15 protein-coding genes and 2 tRNA genes are annotated in these 17,308 nt (G+C 70.2%); 10 read left to right on the top strand and 7 right to left on the bottom strand.

Going from position 1 to position 17,308, the window contains the following annotated elements:
* Nucleotides 1-143: 143 nt before the first annotated feature.
* Both AB0937_RS14665 and AB0937_RS14660 read right to left on the bottom strand, forming a co-directional pair.
* Nucleotides 144-671 (bottom strand): NUDIX hydrolase, encoded by a 528-nt coding sequence (locus AB0937_RS14665; protein WP_366711903.1) that lies wholly within the window; start codon nt 669-671, stop codon nt 144-146.
* Nucleotides 668-2,137 (bottom strand): zinc-dependent metalloprotease, encoded by a 1,470-nt coding sequence (locus tag AB0937_RS14660; RefSeq protein WP_366711901.1) that lies wholly within the window; start codon nt 2,135-2,137, stop codon nt 668-670. Before AB0937_RS14660 ends, AB0937_RS14665 begins: the two co-directional genes overlap by 4 nt.
* A 192-nt stretch (nt 2,138-2,329) precedes the next feature.
* Here AB0937_RS14660 and AB0937_RS14655 point away from each other — a divergent pair, with 192 nt between their 5' ends.
* The 4 genes from AB0937_RS14655 to AB0937_RS14640 all read left to right on the top strand — a co-directional run bounded on the left by AB0937_RS14655 (nt 2,330) and on the right by AB0937_RS14640 (nt 5,676).
* Nucleotides 2,330-3,451, top strand: coding sequence for an SDR family oxidoreductase (locus tag AB0937_RS14655; RefSeq protein ID WP_366711899.1), 1,122 nt, complete (start codon nt 2,330-2,332; stop codon nt 3,449-3,451).
* A gap of 166 nt (nt 3,452-3,617) precedes the next feature.
* Entirely contained in the window at nt 3,618-4,079 is a 462-nt protein-coding gene (locus AB0937_RS14650) for a molybdenum cofactor biosynthesis protein MoaE (RefSeq protein WP_031108363.1), read from the top strand.
* Nucleotides 4,080-4,305: 226 nt separating this feature from the next.
* Nucleotides 4,306-4,482: a hypothetical protein gene (locus AB0937_RS14645; protein WP_366712193.1), complete on the top strand. Its 177-nt coding sequence runs from the start codon at nt 4,306-4,308 to the stop codon at nt 4,480-4,482.
* Between the two features lie 102 nt (nt 4,483-4,584).
* Nucleotides 4,585-5,676 carry a PDZ domain-containing protein gene (locus tag AB0937_RS14640; RefSeq protein ID WP_366711898.1) on the top strand — a complete coding sequence of 364 codons (1,092 nt, stop codon included), beginning with the start codon at nt 4,585-4,587 and terminating at the stop codon, nt 5,674-5,676.
* Nucleotides 5,677-5,721: 45 nt separating this feature from the next.
* On the opposite strand, the gene AB0937_RS14635 is transcribed toward AB0937_RS14640, so the two are convergent.
* The gene (locus AB0937_RS14635; protein ID WP_366711897.1) at nt 5,722-6,264 is read right to left on the bottom strand and encodes a PPA1309 family protein; all 543 of its coding nucleotides are present in this window, start codon (nt 6,262-6,264) and stop codon (nt 5,722-5,724) included.
* A 163-nt stretch (nt 6,265-6,427) separates the two neighbouring features.
* Here AB0937_RS14635 and AB0937_RS14630 point away from each other — a divergent pair, with 163 nt between their 5' ends.
* The 4 genes from AB0937_RS14630 (at nt 6,428) to AB0937_RS14615 (ending at nt 11,725) form a co-directional block, all read left to right on the top strand.
* A complete protein-coding gene (locus AB0937_RS14630; RefSeq protein WP_366712179.1) occupies nt 6,428-9,379 on the top strand; it encodes a UPF0182 family protein in 2,952 nt (983 codons plus the stop codon).
* A 57-nt stretch (nt 9,380-9,436) separates the two neighbouring features.
* Nucleotides 9,437-9,510: transfer RNA gene (locus AB0937_RS14625), tRNA-Met, on the top strand.
* Between the two features lie 234 nt (nt 9,511-9,744).
* Nucleotides 9,745-11,568: a tetratricopeptide repeat protein gene (locus AB0937_RS14620; protein WP_366711895.1), complete on the top strand. Its 1,824-nt coding sequence runs from the start codon at nt 9,745-9,747 to the stop codon at nt 11,566-11,568.
* A gap of 83 nt (nt 11,569-11,651) precedes the next feature.
* Nucleotides 11,652-11,725 (top strand) — tRNA-Met (locus AB0937_RS14615).
* Nucleotides 11,726-11,912: 187 nt separating this feature from the next.
* Here the strand turns inward: AB0937_RS14615 and AB0937_RS14610 are convergent.
* Nucleotides 11,913-12,329, bottom strand: a complete 417-nt coding sequence (locus tag AB0937_RS14610) for a Fur family transcriptional regulator (protein WP_366711894.1) — start codon at nt 12,327-12,329, stop codon at nt 11,913-11,915.
* A gap of 145 nt (nt 12,330-12,474) precedes the next feature.
* Between AB0937_RS14610 and AB0937_RS14605 the strand changes: the two genes are divergently transcribed.
* Nucleotides 12,475-13,926 carry a catalase gene (locus AB0937_RS14605; protein ID WP_366711893.1) on the top strand — a complete coding sequence of 484 codons (1,452 nt, stop codon included), beginning with the start codon at nt 12,475-12,477 and terminating at the stop codon, nt 13,924-13,926.
* 70 nt (nt 13,927-13,996) lie between these two features.
* Here the strand turns inward: AB0937_RS14605 and AB0937_RS14600 are convergent, their stop codons facing one another.
* The 3 genes from AB0937_RS14600 to AB0937_RS14590 form a co-directional block, all read right to left on the bottom strand.
* On the bottom strand, nt 13,997-14,389 hold the full coding sequence (locus AB0937_RS14600) for a CBS domain-containing protein (RefSeq protein WP_366711892.1): 393 nt from the start codon (nt 14,387-14,389) through the stop codon (nt 13,997-13,999).
* 130 nt (nt 14,390-14,519) lie between these two features.
* Complete coding sequence (gene hisN, locus AB0937_RS14595) at nt 14,520-15,320, bottom strand: histidinol-phosphatase (RefSeq protein WP_366711890.1); 801 nt, start codon at nt 15,318-15,320, stop codon at nt 14,520-14,522.
* Between the two features lie 95 nt (nt 15,321-15,415).
* Nucleotides 15,416-16,315, bottom strand: a complete 900-nt coding sequence (locus tag AB0937_RS14590; protein ID WP_366711888.1) for a helix-turn-helix domain-containing protein — start codon at nt 16,313-16,315, stop codon at nt 15,416-15,418.
* A 230-nt stretch (nt 16,316-16,545) separates the two neighbouring features.
* Between AB0937_RS14590 and AB0937_RS14585 the strand changes: the two genes are divergently transcribed.
* Nucleotides 16,546-17,217, top strand: coding sequence for a DUF4097 family beta strand repeat-containing protein (locus AB0937_RS14585; RefSeq protein ID WP_366711886.1), 672 nt, complete (start codon nt 16,546-16,548; stop codon nt 17,215-17,217).
* Nucleotides 17,218-17,308 lie beyond the last annotated feature (91 nt).

The raw sequence follows: 17,308 nt of genomic DNA, 5'->3' as shown, positions 1-17,308 counted from the left end.
TTCAAGGGGCGGGCGGTCTCGTGCCCGCCGCGGGCTGTCTGTGGCTGGTCGCCCAGTTCCCGCGCCCCTGAACGGGGCGCGGCCCCCGGTCAAAGTGAATGTAAGGGGCGGCGGCTGACAAGGCGGCCGCCCCTTACACGCGTTCAGACCGCGAGCCTCGCGCGGGTCGCCGCCAGGAGCTGGACGACCGACTCGTCCGCCACCTCGGCCACCTCGTCGTAGCCGAACCAGCGCACGTCGAGCGATTCGTCGCTGATCACGTGCGTGGCGTCCGGTGGGGCCAGGACCGCGTACTGGACGTCGAAGTGGCAGTGGCACGGCGGCGGGATCGGATGCCGGTCGAGGCGCACCGGGCCGCCCGGCAACAACGTGAGCCCCGGAACTCCGGACTCCTCCGTCGCCTCACGCAGGGCCGCATCGGACAGGGAGGCGTCGCCCGGCTCACAGTGGCCGCCCATCTGCAGCCACTTCCGGAGCTTCTTGTGCAGGGTCAGGAGCACCCGGCCGCCCTCGGGATCGATCACCAGGGCGCTCGCCGTGATGTGGCCCGCATGGCAGGCCTTCCACAGGCCGTCCGGGTGGTCCGCCAGGTGATCCAGATAGGCCTGGCGCAGCTCCGCCTGGCCCTCGTACCCCTTCAGTACGAGGACCGCGTCGTCGTACAGGCTCACCCGGCGTCGTCGCCCCTGTCCGTGTCCTTGTCCTCGCCCTCGTCCTTCTTCTTCTGGAGGTCGGGCTTGTCCGCCGCCTCGCCGAGCATCTTGTCCAGCTCGGAGAAGTCGATCTGCTCCCGGTGCACGAAGCCGTCCGGATCGTCCAGGTCGGTCGCGGTCGGCAGCATGTCCGGGTGGTGCCACAGGGCGTCCCGGCCGTCGACCCCGCGCGCGTCCGTGAGCGAGGCCCACAGACGGGAGGCGTCCCGCAGGCGGCGCGGGCGCAGCTCCAGGCCGATCAGCGTGGCGAACGTCTGCTCAGCCGGGCCGCCCGACGCACGGCGGCGGCGCAGCGTTTCGCGCAGGGCGTCAGCGGACGCCAGGCGGGGCTTCGCGGCGGCGTGGACCACCGCGTCCACCCAGCCCTCCACGAGCGCCAGAGCCGTCTCCAGACGGGCCAGGGCGGCCTTCTGCTCGGGCGTGTCCTCCGGCTGGAACATGCCCTGCTGGAGGGCCTCCTGCAGCTGCTCCGGGTTCTGCGGGTCGAACTGGCCGACGACGTCCTCCAGCTTGGCCGTGTCGACCTTGATCCCGCGGGCGTAGCCGTCGACCGCACCGAACAGATGCGAGCGCAGCCACGGTACGTGCGCGAAGAGGCGCTGGTGGGCGGCCTCGCGCAGGGCGAGGTACAGCCGCACCTCCTCCTGGGGGACGCTCAGGTCCTTGCCGAAGGTCTCGACGTTGACCGGCAGCAGCGCGGCCTTGCCGGCCGGGCCGAGCGGCAGGCCGATGTCGGACGAACCGACGACCTCGCCGGCGAGCACACCGACGGCCTGCCCGATCTGCGTGCCGAACATGGCGCCGCCCATCGAGCGCATCATGCCGATCAGCGGGCCGGCCATGGCCTGCATCTCCTCCGGCAGGACGTCGCCCATGGCGGTGCCGACGCGCTCGGCCACCGGGTCGACGAGCTCCTTCCAGGCGGGCAGGGTGGCCTCGACCCACTCCGCGCGGCTCCAGGCCACCGCGGAGGCGGCGCCGGAGGGCAGGGACGTGGCGTCGTCGAGCCACAGGTCGGCCAGGCGGACGGCTTCCTCGACGCCCTTGCGGTCGGCGGGGCCGACACTGGCGTCCTTGGTGCCGTCGGGACTGCCCTGGGAGACCGTCTGGCGGGCGATCTGCTTGGCCATGTCCCAGTTCACCGGGCCGCCCTCGTAGGAGAGCATCTGGCCCAGCTGCTGGAACGCGGCGCCCAGGTCGGTGGGGTTCAGCGACCCGAACATGGCTGCGAACGGATTGTCCGCACCGGGGCCGCCAGGGCCACCGGGGCCCTGGCCGAAGCCACCGGCTCCGGGCAGGCCGCCGAAACCGAACGGGTTGGCCGGTCCCTGACCACCACCGCTCTCCTGGTCCTTCTTCTTGCCCTCGTCGCCGTCGTCCGGCTCCTCCGGCGGAAGGCCGAATCCGAATGGGGTGTCACTCACGGGATTCCTCGGCTGGTAGGGCCGCCGGTTCTTTCCGGCGGCACGGCTGCCCGACAACACCACCCAGCGTAGACACCCGGGGCGGATCGGGCCTCGGTGCTTCGCCGACTGACGGCCTGCGGCAGGATGGATGCCACCTGGTACGCACGCGTCGGACGCGCTCGTACTGAAGACAACCGCTGGAGACGCCCGGTGAGTTCCCCAGATCCGCAGGTTCGCGCAGCGCGAAACCAGTCAACCAGTTCCGCGAGCCCCGGGGCGCGCGGCCCCGTCGTCGCGGTGACCGGCGCCGCGTACGGCGTAGGAGCCCTGCTCACGGAGCGGCTGGCCGCATCCGACGAGGTCAAGCAGGTCCTCGCCATCGACGAGCGGCGCGGCGAGTGCGCGGCGGCCCAGTGGCACATCCTGGACGTACGGGACCCGGCCATCGCGGACAAGCTGCGCGGGGCCGACGTGGTGGTGCACCTGGCGCTCGATCTCGACCTGGAGACCGACGCAGCCGCCCGAACGGCCTACAACGTGCGGGGGACACAGACCGTCCTGACGGCTGCCGCGGCCGCCGGAGTGCACCGGGTCGTGCTGTGCACCTCGGCGATGGTCTACGGGGCGCTGCCCGACAACGAGCTGCCGCTGTCCGAGGACGCCGAGCTGCGTGCCACGGCCGAGGCGACGGGCGTCGGCGACCTGCTGGAGATCGAACGGCTGGCGCGGCGCGCACCCCGGGCACACCCCGGGCTCAACGTCACCGTGGTACGGCCGGCCGTACTGGTCGGAGGCACCGACACGGCGCTGACCAGGTACTTCGAGTCTCCTCGGCTCCTCGTCGTCGCCGGGTCGCGGCCGGCGTGGCAGTTCTGCCACGTCGAGGACCTGTGCGGCGCGCTGGAGTACGCCGTCCTGGAGAAGGTCGAGGGCGAGCTGACCGTCGGCTGCGACGGCTGGCTGGAGCAGGAGGAGGTCGAGGAGCTCAGCGGGATCCGGCGGATGGAGCTGCCGTCGGCGGTCGCGCTGGGGGCGGCGGCTCGGCTGCACCGCATCGGGCTCACGCCGTCGCCGGCGGGGGACCTGGCGTACACGATGTACCCCTGGGTGGTGAGCGGCAGCCGGCTGCACGACGCAGGGTGGCGGCCGCAGTACACCAACGAGGAGGTGCTGGCGGAACTCCTGGAGGAGGTCTCCGGCCGGCACACGGTCGCCGGACGGCGGCTGGGCCGCAAGGACGCGACGGCCGCGGGGGCCGCCGGCGCGACGGTGGCGCTGCTCGGTGCGGCCGCGGTCGTGCGGCGGGCACGCAAGGCCCGGCGGCGGATCTGACGGCCGCCTCTGCGCAGGCGCGGATCCGAGATACGCCTCGCAGCGCGGGACACCTCTGCGGAGACACCGAAGGAGCCGCCCCTGTAGGAGGCTCCAAACGCGTACGCGCGCGTGCCGGTCGATGGCTCTATTCCGCCCTGTCGGTCGCGTGCGGCACGATGGGCACATGGCAACCACGAACGATCACCCCGGTGAGCAGGCCGCGCAGGACCCGATCAAGCTGATCGGGATCCGGGACTCGGCCCTCTCCCTGGACGAGGTGTTCCGGGCCGTCGGGGACGACGCGGCCGGCGGCACCGCCCTCTTCGTGGGGACCGTGCGGAACCACGACGGGGGTGCCGACGTGGACGAGCTGGGGTATTCGTGCCACCCCAGCGCCGAGGCGGAGATGCGGCGCATCGCCGAGAAGGTCGCCGCCGAGTTCCCCGTGCGTGCCCTGGCGGCCGTGCACCGCGTGGGCGACCTGCGGGTCGGGGACCTCGCCGTGGTCGTCGCCGTCTCCTGCCCGCACCGCGGAGAGGCCTTCGAGGCCTGCCGCAAGCTGATCGACGACCTCAAGCACGAGGTGCCGATCTGGAAGCACCAGAAGTTCTCGGACGGCACCGAGGAGTGGGTCGGCGCCTGCTGATCCCGTGAGTCCGCCCACTGATCCCGCAAGCGTGCTTGCTGGTTCCGGAAGCCGCCCGCCGGCCCGGTAGGAGCGACTGCCGGTTCCGGATGTCGCCCCCCGGCCCGGTGGGCGCGCCTGCCGTTTCCGAAGCCGTCCTCCGGTTGCGTAACCGCACCCCTGGCGTGAGCGTTGTCACTGCGGATCGTTAATCTGCTGATCAGTCAGTTGCGGATGCTCGAAGGGGTTGGAGGTCGGCATGGCGGTGCTCGCCTGGTTGCTGATTCCGCTTGTGGCTGCCATCGGCGCGGGGCTCTGGGGGAGTTGGGCCAACCGGACCCGCAAGGTCCGCAACGACGGGCCCGAGCTCACCGGCTACGCCCGCTTCCGCGAGGCCATGGAGAAGCCCCGGCCGGGTGCCTGACGGTCGAGGAAACAGCAGGTCACACGTGTTGCGAAGGTCAGGGTCGCCCCGGACGGGCGGCCCTGACGGTGCGCTGACAGGACCGTCCCGTACTGTCGACTCATGCCACGCCGCACCGCGACGATGCTCGCCTCCACCCTGATGCTGATCGCGCTCCTGTGCGCGGGAGTGTTCATCCCCGTGCCCTACTCGGAGATGTCCCCGGGGCCGACGGTGAACACGCTGGGCGATCACGACGGTGAGCCGGTGCTGCAGATCGCGGGCAGGAAGACCTACGCGACCAGTGGCCACCTGAACATGACGACGGTCCGGGTGACGAGCGCCGACTACCGGATGAACCTGGTCGAGGCCGTCTACGGCTGGCTCGCGCACGACAACAAGGTCGTGCCGCACGAGACGCTCTACCCGGACGGCAAGACCGAGGAGCAGTCCACCCAGGAGAACGCCGAGGAGTTCAGCCAGTCCCAGGAGAGCGCCAAGGTCGCCGCCCTGAAGCAGCTGGACGTCCCGGTGAAGTCCTGGGTGATCGTCTCCACGGTCGTCAAGGGATCCCCCGCCGAGGGCAAGCTGCACGCCGGGGACGTGATCAAAGCCGTCGACGGTACGGCCGTGAAGGAACCGGCCGACGTCGCCAAGCTGGTCACCCGGCACAAGCCGGGCCAGCAGGTCCGCTTCACGATCGTCCCCGCCAAGGAGCAGGCCGCCGCGGAGAAGGAGAAGCGGACGCCGACCGGGACGCAGGACGTCACCATCACCACCACGACGTCCGACGACACCGGTGAGAAGCGCGCCATCGTGGGGATCTCCGCGGGAACCGACCACACCTTCCCGTTCACCATCGACATCAAGCTCGCGGACGTCGGCGGCCCGAGCGCCGGGCTGATGTTCGCGCTCGGCATCTACGACAAGCTCACCCCGGGCAGTCTGACCGGCGGCAAGTTCGTGGCCGGCACCGGCACGATCGACGACGCCGGCAAGGTCGGGCCGATCGGCGGCATCGAGATGAAGACCGTGGGCGCGCGGGCCAAGGGCGCGCAGTACTTCCTGACGCCCGCCGACAACTGCGCGGCCGCGGCCAAGGACACCCCCGACGGCCTCACCTTGATCAAGGTGGGCACCATCAAGGACGCCTTGGGCGCGTTGCAGGACATCCGCAGCGGCGACACCGCCGACCTGCCGAAGTGCGGTAAGTAGCCCGGGGCCGAAGCCCCGGGCCGCACACCGCACGGCCCTGCGGGACTACTCCTCGAACGTCGCCGACAGCGCCTCCGCCAGCCCCGGGACCAGGTCGGAGCCGGTCAGGACCTCGGTGGGGGAGTCCTTCTCGCGCAGCCGCAGGGCCGACTCGCGCGTGCCGTCTCGCAGCACCGCGACCGTCATGCGGACCTCCTGGCGGTCCGGGTGGTCCGCCACCCACTTCGTGAGCTCGGCCTCGCTCAGACCCTTCGGAACCTGGGCCTCCGCGGACGGCGGCAGCATCAGGCGCTCCACGGCGAGGGCGCAGCCGGCCACCGCGCCGGGCCAGGCGATGGTGGCGAGGAACTCGTCGAGCGGCTTGCCCGTTGGCACTTCGTCCTGCTCGATCGGGGTGAGGCCGGAGTTCTCCGGCTCGTCACCGAGACCGAGCCGGTCGGCGAGCGAGGGCTCATCGGCTCGCAGCCGTGCGGTGTCGACGAGGGCGAAAAGGCGGGCCGGCTGGTCCCAGCCGAGGCCGGAGACGTACTCGTCGATCTCGAGAACGGCCCGGGTGAGCGGGTTCGCAGCCATGGGAGTGTTGGACATGGTCACAATCCTGCCTCGTTCCCGGCCGGAATCGGGAACCGAGTAAACGGTGAGTAAGTTGCATAGGTGGGGGCCCACGATCACGGGGGCCACGGACGGTCCGTGAAGACGCGGGCCTGACGAATCAACAGCGAACTTCGAGGTGCGCACCTTGGCTTTCCAGATGCCGGACCGCGGCGGAGGCCCGACAGGGCCGCGGATGAGAGTGGGCCGCCCGTCCCGGCGAGTCCGGACCCTGCTCATGACGCTGGGCGTCCTGGCCGTTCTCGGCATGGCGTTCACCATGTTCGCGGGCTTCTGGACGGACTGGCTCTGGTACCGCTCGGTGAACTACTCCTCGGTCTTCACCACCACCCTGTGGACCAAGATCGGGCTCTTCTCCGTCTTCGGCCTGCTCATGGCACTCGCCGTCGGCTTCAACATCTGGCTGGCGCACCGGCTGCGGCCGCCGCTGAGCGCCATGTCGATGGAGCAGCAGAACCTCGACCGCTACCGGATGGGCATCGCGCCGTACAAGAAGTGGCTGCTGCTCGGGATCACCGCCCTCGTGGGCCTGATCGCCGGCGCCTCCGCCTCCGGCCAGTGGCGGACGTGGCTGATGTGGGTCAACGGCGTGCCCTTCGGCGAGAAGGACCCCCAGTTCAACCTGGACGTCTCCTTCTACGCCTTCGACCTGCCCTGGTACCGGTTCCTGCTCGGCTTCGGCTTCGCCGCAGCGATCCTGTCCGTGATCGCCGCCGCGCTCACGCACTACCTGTACGGCGGGCTGCGCGTCACGAGCCCCGGCGCCCGCGCCACGGCCGCGGCCACCGGCCACCTGTCGGTGCTCATCGGCATCTTCGTCGCCCTCAAGGCGGTCGCGTACTGGCTCGACCGGTACGGACTGGCGGTGAAGTCCAGTGACTTCAGGGCGACCGACAACTGGACGGGCCTGAGGTACGTCGACGCCAACGCCTACCTGCCGGCCAAGACGATCCTGTTCTGCATCGCCGTCATCTGCGCGCTGCTGTTCTTCGCCACCATCTGGCGGCGCACCTGGCAGCTGCCCGTGATCGGCTTCGGCCTGATGGTGCTCTCCGCGATCCTCATCGGCGGGCTGTACCCGGCGATCGTGCAGAAGTTCCAGGTCCAGCCGAACGAGCAGGCCAAGGAAGCGCCGTACGTCGAGAAGAACCTCGAGGCCACGCGCCAGGCGTACGGCATCGACGGGACCAAGGTCACGGACTACTCGGGCTCGAGCAAGACCGAGGACAAGACCACGCTGCGCGACGACGTCCCCGCCACGGCGAGCATCCGGATCATGGACCCGAACATCGTCTCGCCGACGTTCCAGCAGCTCCAGCAGATCAGGAACTACTACGCGTTCCCGACCAACCTGGACGTCGACCGCTACCCCAAGGACGGCAAGGACCAGGACACGGTCCTCGGTCTGCGTGAGATCAACCTCGCCGGTATCCCGAAGAAGAACTGGATCAACAACCACTTCCGTTACACCCACGGATACGGAGTGGTCGCCGCCGAGGGCACCAGCGCCGACAGCCAGGGCCGGCCGAACTTCACGGAGTCCGACCTGCCCTCCGAGGGTGACCTCGGCACGTACGAGCAGCGGGTCTACTACGGCGAGAAGACCACCACGTACTCGATCGTCGGCGGTCCCCAGAAGGAGATCGACTACTCCGACGACAACGGCGAGAAGACCACCAGCTACAAGGGCGACAGCGGGGTCGACCTCTCCAACCCGGTCAACCGGGCCGCCTACGCGGTGGCGTTCGGCGAGCCGCAGATCCTGTACTCCGGGGCCATCGGCGAGGGATCGCGGATCCTGTACAACCGCACGCCCAAGGAGCGCGTCGAGGCGGTCGCCCCCTGGCTGACCATCGACGGCGACGCCTACCCGGCGGTGGTGAACGGCCGGATCCAGTGGATCGTCGACGCGTACACGACGACGAACGGCTACCCGTACTCCTCGCGTACGACCCTCGGCGACACCACCGCCGACTCGCTGACCGCGACCAACGACAGCCGCGCGGTGGTGGCCCAGCAGAACCAGGTCAACTACATCCGCAACTCGGTGAAGGCGACCGTCGACGCCTACTCCGGCGAGGTCAAGCTCTACCAGTGGGACACCAAGGACCCGGTCCTGAAGACCTGGATGAAGGCCTTCCCGGACACGGTCGAGCCCAAGAGCGAGATCTCCAAGGACCTGATGGACCACCTGCGCTACCCGCAGGACCTGTTCAAGGTCCAGCGGGAGCTGCTCACGCGCTACCACGTGAAGGACGCGACGACGTTCCTCAGCGGCAGCGAGGTGTGGCAGGTGCCGGACGACCCGACGAACCGGTCGGGCAGCGCGGTGCCGCCGTACTACCTGAGCATGAAGATGCCGGACCAGAAGGCGCAGGCGTTCTCGCTGACGACGACCTTCACGCCCAACGGACGTGACAACCTCAGTGCGTTCATGGCGGTCGACGCCGAGGCGGGCACCGGTGACTACGGCAAGATCAGAATCCTGAAACTGCCGACCAACACCACGGTCAACGGACCCAAGCAGGTCCAGAGCCAGTTCAACTCGCAAGAGGACATCGCCGAGTCCATCAGGCTCCTGAGAGGCGGCGACTCCGAAGTCGAGTACGGCAACCTGCTGACGGTGCCGCTCGACGGCGGACTCCTGTACGTGGAGCCGGTCTACGTCCGCGGTGGTGGGCTGAAGTACCCGCTGCTGCGCAAGGTGCTGGTCACCTACGGAGGCCAGACCGCGTTCGAGAACACCCTCGACAAGGCCCTCAACAAGGTCTTCGGAGCGGACGGCCCGACCACCGAACCACCGGACGAGGGCGATACGACGCAGCCACCGCCGACGTCCGACAACCCGACGGTCCAACAAGCCCTGGAGGACGCCCAGAAGGCGTTCGACGCGGGCCAGGAGGCCCTGAAGAAGAACGACTGGGAGGCGTACGGCAAGGCGCAGAAGGACCTCGAGGACGCCCTGCGGCGGGCCGAGGACGCGCAGTCCGAGGCGAGCCGGTCGGGCGGTGCCGGGGGCGGCGAGAGCAAGCCCGGCGGCAAGCCGAGCAGCAGCCCCAGCGGCAGTCCGAGTCCCAAGCCGAGCAGCTAGGCCCCTGGCCTGGTCAAACGCCCACCCCGCGCCGTGATACGGTAGTGAACACAACGGCGCGGGGTGGAGCAGCTCGGTAGCTCGCTGGGCTCATAACCCAGAGGTCGCAGGTTCAAATCCTGTCCCCGCTACTGAAGTCGCGATGTCCGAGTGACGGAGCGACATCGAAGGCCCGGATTCCACAAAGGAATCCGGGCCTTCGTGATGTGTGAACGCATGTACTGGCGCCGCTTGTGGCCGTGCCGCCGGGGGGAGTTGGGCGATCTGTGTTTGACTTGTCTCTCTGTGGGCATGTCGACAAAACGCTGAAGTGACCTCACTGGCTGCGGTATACCAGGTGTACCCAGGTTGCAGGTGGTGCGACGATGGACGTTATGGGGGACAAGGCAACTCTGTTCGAGACAGGGCGTTTTGTGCAGCCTTCCAGCCGGGAGGACACCGAGACCCCGGACGAGACCGGGGAGATCGCCGACGAGGCGGCCGAGGAGCTGCGTCAGCGACTCGCCGCCGAGGCCGGCGACGTCGAGGCGATGAGTGTCCTCGGGGCCATGTTGCTGCGCCGTGGTGACCTGGACGGTGCCGAGCCTCATCTGCGTGCCGCCACCGCCGCGGGCGACCGGGCGGCCGCCAACAATCTGGGAGTCCTCCTGCACCAGCGGGGGTACGCCGACGAGGCCGCCGGCTGGTGGCGGATCGCCGCCGTCGCCGGTTCCACGGCGGCCGCGCACGCCCTCGGGCGGCACCACCGCGAGCGCGGCGACGAGCCCGCCGCCGAGTACTGGCTGCGCCAGTCCGCCGAACAGGGTCACACTCTGGGTGCCTACGCGCTCGCCGATCTGCTGGAGCACCGCGGTGACGCCGGGGCCGAGCGGTGGATGCGGATCGCGGCCGAGCGGGGGCACCGGGAGGCGGCGTACCGGCTCGCGCGGGCGCTGGACCGGAAGGCGGCCGGGGAAGCCGACGGCGACAACGGTGTCCAGGCGCCCCAGGAGGCCGAGCAGTGGTACCGGCAGGCCGCCGCGCGCGGCCACCGGCGGGCCGCGCTGCACCTCGGGACGATCCTGGAGAGGCGGGGCGAGCTCAAGGAGGCCGGACGCTGGTACCTGACGTCCGCCAAGGACGGGGAGGCGCGTGCCGCGTGCGCGCTCGGCTTCCTGCTGCGCGACGCGGGCGACACCGAGAACGCCGCCGTGTGGTGGCTGCGGGCCGCCCAGGACGGCGACGGCAACGCGGCGAACGCGCTGGGGGCGCTGCACGCCGAGCGGGGCGAGACCCAGACCGCCGAGCGCTGGTACCGGGCCGCGATGGACGCGGGGGACGTGAACGGCGCGTACAACCTCGGTCTGCTCTGCGCCGAGCAGGGGCGCACCCCGCAGGCCGAGCAGTGGTACCGGCGCGCGGCCTACGCCGGGCACCGCGAGGCCGCGAACGCGCTGGCGATCCTGCTGCTGCGAGGCGGCGACGAGACCGGCGCGGAGCCGTGGTTCTCCAAGGCCGCCGAGGCCGGGAGCGTCGACGCCGCCTTCAACCTCGGCATCCTGCACGCCGGGCGGGGCGAGGAGCAGGCCGCGCTGGGCTGGTACGAGCGCGCCGCCGCCGCAGGGCACACCGAGGCGGCGCTGCAGGTCGGCATGGCGCGACTGCGCGACGGCGACGAGCAGGAGGCCGAGCGGCACCTGCGCTGTGCCGCCGGGGGCGGGAGCGCCGAGGCCGCGTACCGGCTGGCCACCGTGCTCGACGCGCGGCGCCCGCCGGAGCCCGCGCACGAGCTCGGGGAGCCGGTGCACCGGCGGAGCGAGTGCGAGGAGTGGTACGAGCGGGCCGCGTCCCAGGGGCACCGGCGTGCGCAGGTGCGGGTCGGCATGCTGGCGGCTGCCCGCGGCGATGTCGTCGAGGCGGCCCGGTGGTACCGGGAGGCCGCCGAGGCCGGCTCCCGCAACGGCGCGTTCAACCTCGGGCTGCTGCTGGCCAGGGAAGGGAGCGAGCCCGAGGCGGCGGTGTGGTGGACGCGGGCCGCTGACGCCGGTCACGGGCGGGCGGCGCTCCGGCTGGCCCTGGTCTACGCGCGTCGGGGTGAGCTGGCTGAGGGGCAGCGCTGGGCCGACCGGGCCATGTCGATGGGGCCTGCGTCCGTCGCCGAGAGGGCGGAGCGGCTGAGGGACGCGCTGCGGCAGGAGCTGTCGGCGTGAGGTGCTGCCGCCTGGCCCGGGCGGGGTGCCGGGGAATGGATTTGCATCCGTCCTCTGCGGTGACGTAACGTTGCATTCACCGACGCGGGGTGGAGCAGCTCGGTAGCTCGCTGGGCTCATAACCCAGAGGTCGCAGGTTCAAATCCTGTCCCCGCTACTGAAGGCCGAGGGCCGGAATCCGAAAGGGTTCCGGCCCTCGGTGCGTTTGAGGTCCTCCGAGGGTGTGGCCCACCCCTCGGCTGAGACCCCGAGGGGCTGGTCCCCTCCGCCTCCGCCTCGTACGGCACGGCAGCAGAGAGCCCCGGCACCCATCGGTGCCGGGGCTCTCTGCGCGTTTCGTGCGGCTAGACCGCGGCGCAGTTCGGGCAGACGCCGCGGTACGTGACCTCGACGTCCGAGACCGTGAAGCCGAAGCGCTCGGTGTCGGGGAGGTCCGCCAGCGGATTGCCGGTGGGGTGGACGTCCCGGATCGCGCCGCACCGTGCGCAGACCAGGTGGTGGTGCGGCTGGTGGGCGTTCGGGTCGTACCGCTTGGCGCGCTGGTCCGTGGAGACCTCCAGCACCTCGCCGAGGGTCACGAGTTCGCCCAGCGTGTTGTAGACGGTCGCCCGGGAGATCTCGGGCAGCTTGGCGACGGCCCGGGCGTGGACCTCGTCGGCCGTCAGATGGACGTGTTCGCCGTCGAGGACCTCAGCCACGACACGCCGCTGCGCGGTCATCCGCCATCCGCGTCCGCGCAGCCGTTCCAGAAGGTCACTCATAGCCACCAGCCTAACAGCAAAGAAGACCAGGTCCCGAACAGGTGTGAGTTTAGAGTCCCACTTGCTTTAGACATTGTCTATTGTAGGATCGAGCATGGCTTTGGCCAGTGGACAGGACTGGTCAGGAATGGTGCAGGAGGCGCACGTGACGCAGGGACCGCTTACGACGGAGGCCGGGGCTCCGGTCGCCGACAACCAGAACAGCGAGACCGCGGGCGTCGGTGGCCCGGTGCTCGTCCAGGATCAGCTGCTGCTGGAGAAGCTGGCCCACTTCAACCGTGAGCGCATCCCGGAGCGCGTGGTGCACGCCCGCGGCGCGGGGGCGTACGGCACCTTCACGGTGACCGCCGACGTCACCCTGTACACGCGTGCCGCCTTCCTCTCCGAGGTCGGCAAGCAGACCGAGGTGTTCCTGCGCTTCTCGACGGTGGCCGGCAACCTGGGCGCGGCGGACGCCGTCCGTGACCCGCGCGGCTTCGCGCTGAAGTTCTACACCGAGGAGGGCAACTACGACCTCGTCGGCAACAACACCCCGGTCTTCTTCATCAAGGACGCCGTCAAGTTCCCGGACTTCATCCACACCCAGAAGCGCGACCCGTACACCGGCTCGACGGAGGCGGACAACGTCTGGGACTTCTGGAGTCTGTCGCCCGAGTCCACGCACCAGGTGACCTGGCTGTTCGGCGACCGGGGCATCCCCGCCTCGTACCGTCACATGGACGGCTTCGGCTCGCACACCTTCCAGTGGAGCAACGCGGCCGGCGAGGCCTTCTGGGTGAAGTACCACTTCAAGACCGACCAGGGCATCGAGAACCTGACCAGCGCCGAGGCCGCCCGGCTCGCCGGTGAGGACCCCGACTCCCACCAGCGCGACCTGCGCCAGGCCATCGAGCGTGGTGAGTACCCGACGTGGACCGTCGGTGTGCAGATCATGCCGGTGGCCGAGGCGGCGACGTACCGCTTCAACCCGTTCGACCTGACCAAGGTCTGGCCGCACGCCGACTACCCGGTGATCGAGATCGGCAGGCTGGAGCTCAACCGCAACCCGCAGAACGTCTTCGCCGAGGTCGAGCAGTCGATCTTCAGCCCCGCCCACTTCGTGCCGGGCATCGGGCCGTCCCCGGACAAGATGCTCCAGGGCCGCCTCTTCGCCTACGGTGACGCCCACCGCTACCGCGTCGGCATCAACGCCGACCACCTGCCGGTGAACCGCCCGCACGCCACCGTGGCGCGCACCAACTCCCGTGACGGGTACCTCTACGACGGCCGTCACCAGGGGGCGAAGAACTACGAGCCGAACAGCTTCGGCGGCCCGTACCAGACGGACCGTCCGCTGTGGTCCGCCACGGCCGTGAGCGGCGCGACGGGCAACCACCCGGCTCCGTTCCACGCCGAGGACGACGACTTCGTGCAGGCGGGCAACCTCTACCGGCTGATGGGCGAGGACGAGAAGGAGCGCCTGATCGCCAACCTGGCCGGCTTCATCGCCAAGGTCTCGCGCGACGACATCGTCGAGCGGGCGATCGACAACTTCCGTCGGGCCGACGGAGACTACGGCAAGCGGCTGGAGGCCGCGGTCCAGGCCCTGCGCGGCTGAACTCCAGCGCTGGACCGCTTGCGGTAGCGGACGGGCCGGGCCCTTGCCGGGGCCCGGCCCGTCCCTGTCGTCACGCCGGGACGTGCTGGCGTGCCGGTGCCCAGCAGCGGATGATGTCGCGGACCGAGACGATGCCGGCCGGTTCGCCGCCGTCCAGCACGATGAGGTGCCGGAAGCCGCCGTGTGCCATGGCGGCCGCCGCCTCCTCCAGCGTCCAGGCGGGAGTGGCGAAGACGACGTTGTTGGTGGTGTGGGCGTGGGCGCGTTCCGTGTCCGGGTTCTGGCCCAGACCCACGGAGTTGAGGATGTCGCGTTCGGTGAGGATGCCGATGCCGCCGGCGTCGGGGTCGTGGACCACCGCCGCCCCCACCTTGCGGGCGGACATCAGCGCCGCGGCCTGACGCAGGGTGTGGGTGGGGCCGATCGTGAGGACGACAGTGCTCATGGCGTCACGGACGAGCATGGATGGAGCCACCTCCTGGGAGTCTCCCCCGCCGTTCGTTCGGAATTTCACAAATTCACAAATGGGGGGACTCTCAGGGTGGCAGGCAAAGGGAGGGTCAACAAGGGGGCGCTCGGTAACAACGGGGGGCTCAGTAGCGCTGGTTGAGGTATCCCAGCAGCTCGTCGTGCAGCAGGCCGTTCGACGCTGCCGCGTTGCCGCTGTGGGGGCCCGGGCGGGCGTCGAGGCCGGTGAAGGTGCCGCCGGCCTCGGTGACGACGATGGCGGGGGCGGCCATGTCCCACAGGGACAGCTCCGGCTCGGCGCACATGTCGACAGCGCCTTCGGCCACCATCATGTACGGCCAGAAGTCGCCGTACGCGCGCGTGCGCCACACCTCGCGGGTGAGGTCCAGGAAGCCGTCCAGCCGCCCCTGCTCCTCCCAGCCGCTGAGCGAGGAGTAGGCCAAGGACGCGTCGGAGAGCTTGGAGACGCGGGAGACCTGCAGCCGGGTCGCCTTGGTGAGGCTGCGGCCGGAGAACGCGCCATGGCCCTTCGCCGCCCACCAGCGCCGACCGAGGGCAGGGGCGGAGACGACCCCGACGACCGGCTGGAAGCCGCCTTCACCGGCCTCCATCAGCGAGATGAGCGTGGCCCACACGGGCACGCCCCGTACGTAGTTCTTGGTGCCGTCGATCGGGTCGATCACCCAGCGGCGGGGGCCGGTGCCCTCGACGCCGTACTCCTCGCCGAGGATCGCGTCTCTGGGGCGGGCGCGCTGGAGCTGGCCGCGGATGAGTTCCTCTGCGGCCTTGTCCGCCTCGCTCACCGGAGTCATGTCGGGTTTGGTCTCGACCTTGAGGTCGAGGGCCTTGAACCGGTCCGTCGTCGCGGCGTCGGCGGCGTCGGCGAGGACGTGGGCGAGACGCAGGTCGTCGAGGTAGTCGGGCATGCAACGAACCTATCTGCCGAGGTGGGGCTGGGGCTACCGGGGGTTTGTGACGGTGGGGGAGTGGTTGGGTGAGGCCCGGCGCGGGGGCGCGGGTGTCAGTGATCCGCGCCCGGCTCGGCGCCGTGTGGACAGGTGCCGTGTGGATCGGTGTCGTGCGCTGCGGTGTCGTGTGAAGCAGTGCCGTGTGGATCGGTGTCGTGGGCTGCGGTGCCGTGTGAAGCAGTGCCGTGTGGATCGGTGTCGTGCGCTGCGGTTTCGTGCGCAGCGGCGTCGTGCGCAGCGGTGCTGGACCTGGTGTGCAGGATGTCGCGTGCCTGCTCCGCGGCGCGGGCGGTGCTCTCGGAGACGAAGTCGAGGAAGCGGGCCACGTTCTCGAGGCGGTCCGCCGCCGGGGTACCGGGGCCGAGTACACCGACGCCCTGCCGCGCGACCCCGACGACCTGCGTGATGGCACGCGCGCTCGCCAGCATCGACTGGTACCAGACGTCGTCGTCCACGACGTAGCGCTCACGGCGGCCTTCGCCCGTCTCCCTGCGGACGAAGCCCTGACCGTCCAGGAACGTGATCGCCTTGGAGACGGAGGCCGGGCTCACCTGGAGCCGCTGGGCGAGTTCGGACGCGGTGAGGCTGCCCGAGTCGGTCATGCAGAGACAGGCCATCACCCTCGACATCATCTTGGGCATGCCCGACCCCATGAGGACGGTGGTGAACGTCTCCTCGTACTCGCGCAGGGCCTCGGCGTCCCGCCCGTCGGTCTGCGGGGGTGTGGCCGAGTTCCGAGGGGCGGTCCGCCTGCGGCGCTGCGTGCGGCGTTCCGTGGCGCGATGGGCCAGGTCGGCGCGGTAGGCCGTGGGACCGCCGTTGCGCATCACCTCGCGGGTGACCGTCGACGTCGGGCGGTCCAGGCGCCGGGCGATCTCCGCGTAGGCGAGGCCGTCGGCCAGTCCCAGTGCGATCTGCTGGCGTTCCTGCTGGGTGAGTCTGCCTCCCGGCATCGTGGCCTCCTTCGTGGTGCGCGGTGGTCGCACCATAGCGTTCACTGGCATCTCATTGCAACGAAATGGTCGCCGTGTTGCATTCATTCGTGGACTCATTGCAATGATTTTTTGGCTCTGAGCTGCGTAAATAGTCATTTTGTGCAACAGAAACGTTGCTGCCTATGTGAACGCAACGTAGCTTTTCCTTCATCGGAAACAGCGCACCGCGCGAAACGAAGGAGAGCACGATGCAGAAGTTCGACACCCCCGCCCCCGTCTCGGCCGTCCTCGACATCCCCGCCGGGCGCATCCGGTTCATCGCCGCCGACCGGGCCGACACCACCGTCGAGGTGCTGCCCGCGGACGCCGCCAGGAGCCGCGACGTGAAGGCCGCCGAGCAGATCGGCGTCGGCTACGACGACGGCGTCCTGCGTATCACCGCCCCCGAGGCGAAGAACCGGATGCTCAGCCACTCCGGAGCCGTCGAGGTCACCGTGCAGCTGCCCGCCGGCTCGCACGTGGCGGGCAAGGCCGCCGCCGGTGAACTGCGCGGCGTCGGACGGCTCGGCGACGTCGTCTTCGAGGCGGCACAGGGTGCGGTCAAGCTCGACGAGACCGCCGGCGCCCGGCTCAGCCTGCTCGCCGGCGACATCACCGTCGGCCGTCTGGGCGGTCCGGCGCAGCTCAGCACCCAGCAGGGCGACCTCACCGTCACCGAGGCCACACGCGGCGCCGTCGCGCTGCGCACCGAGCAGGGCGACATCTCGGTCGGCGCCGCCCGTGGTGTCTCCGCCGCCCTGGACGCCGGCACCGCCTACGGCCGTATCCACAACACGCTCAACAACAGCGACGGCGCCGCCGCCGGTCTGACCATCCACGCCACCACCGCCCAGGGCGACATCACCGCCCGCAGCCTCTAGTAGTGCTTGGTCAGGTCGGTTGTGGTGGTGCGTGTCCTCCGGGCCTGGTGTGGCGTTGAGGGTGTGTGACTCCGGACGAGATTGGCTTGGT

It is taken from the genome of Streptomyces sp. NPDC047880, assembly GCF_040706515.1.
In the GTDB taxonomy this organism is placed as follows: domain Bacteria; phylum Actinomycetota; class Actinomycetes; order Streptomycetales; family Streptomycetaceae; genus Streptomyces.
The sequence above is the reverse complement of the archived record's forward strand: the minus strand, read 5'-3'. Positions and strand labels throughout refer to the sequence as shown.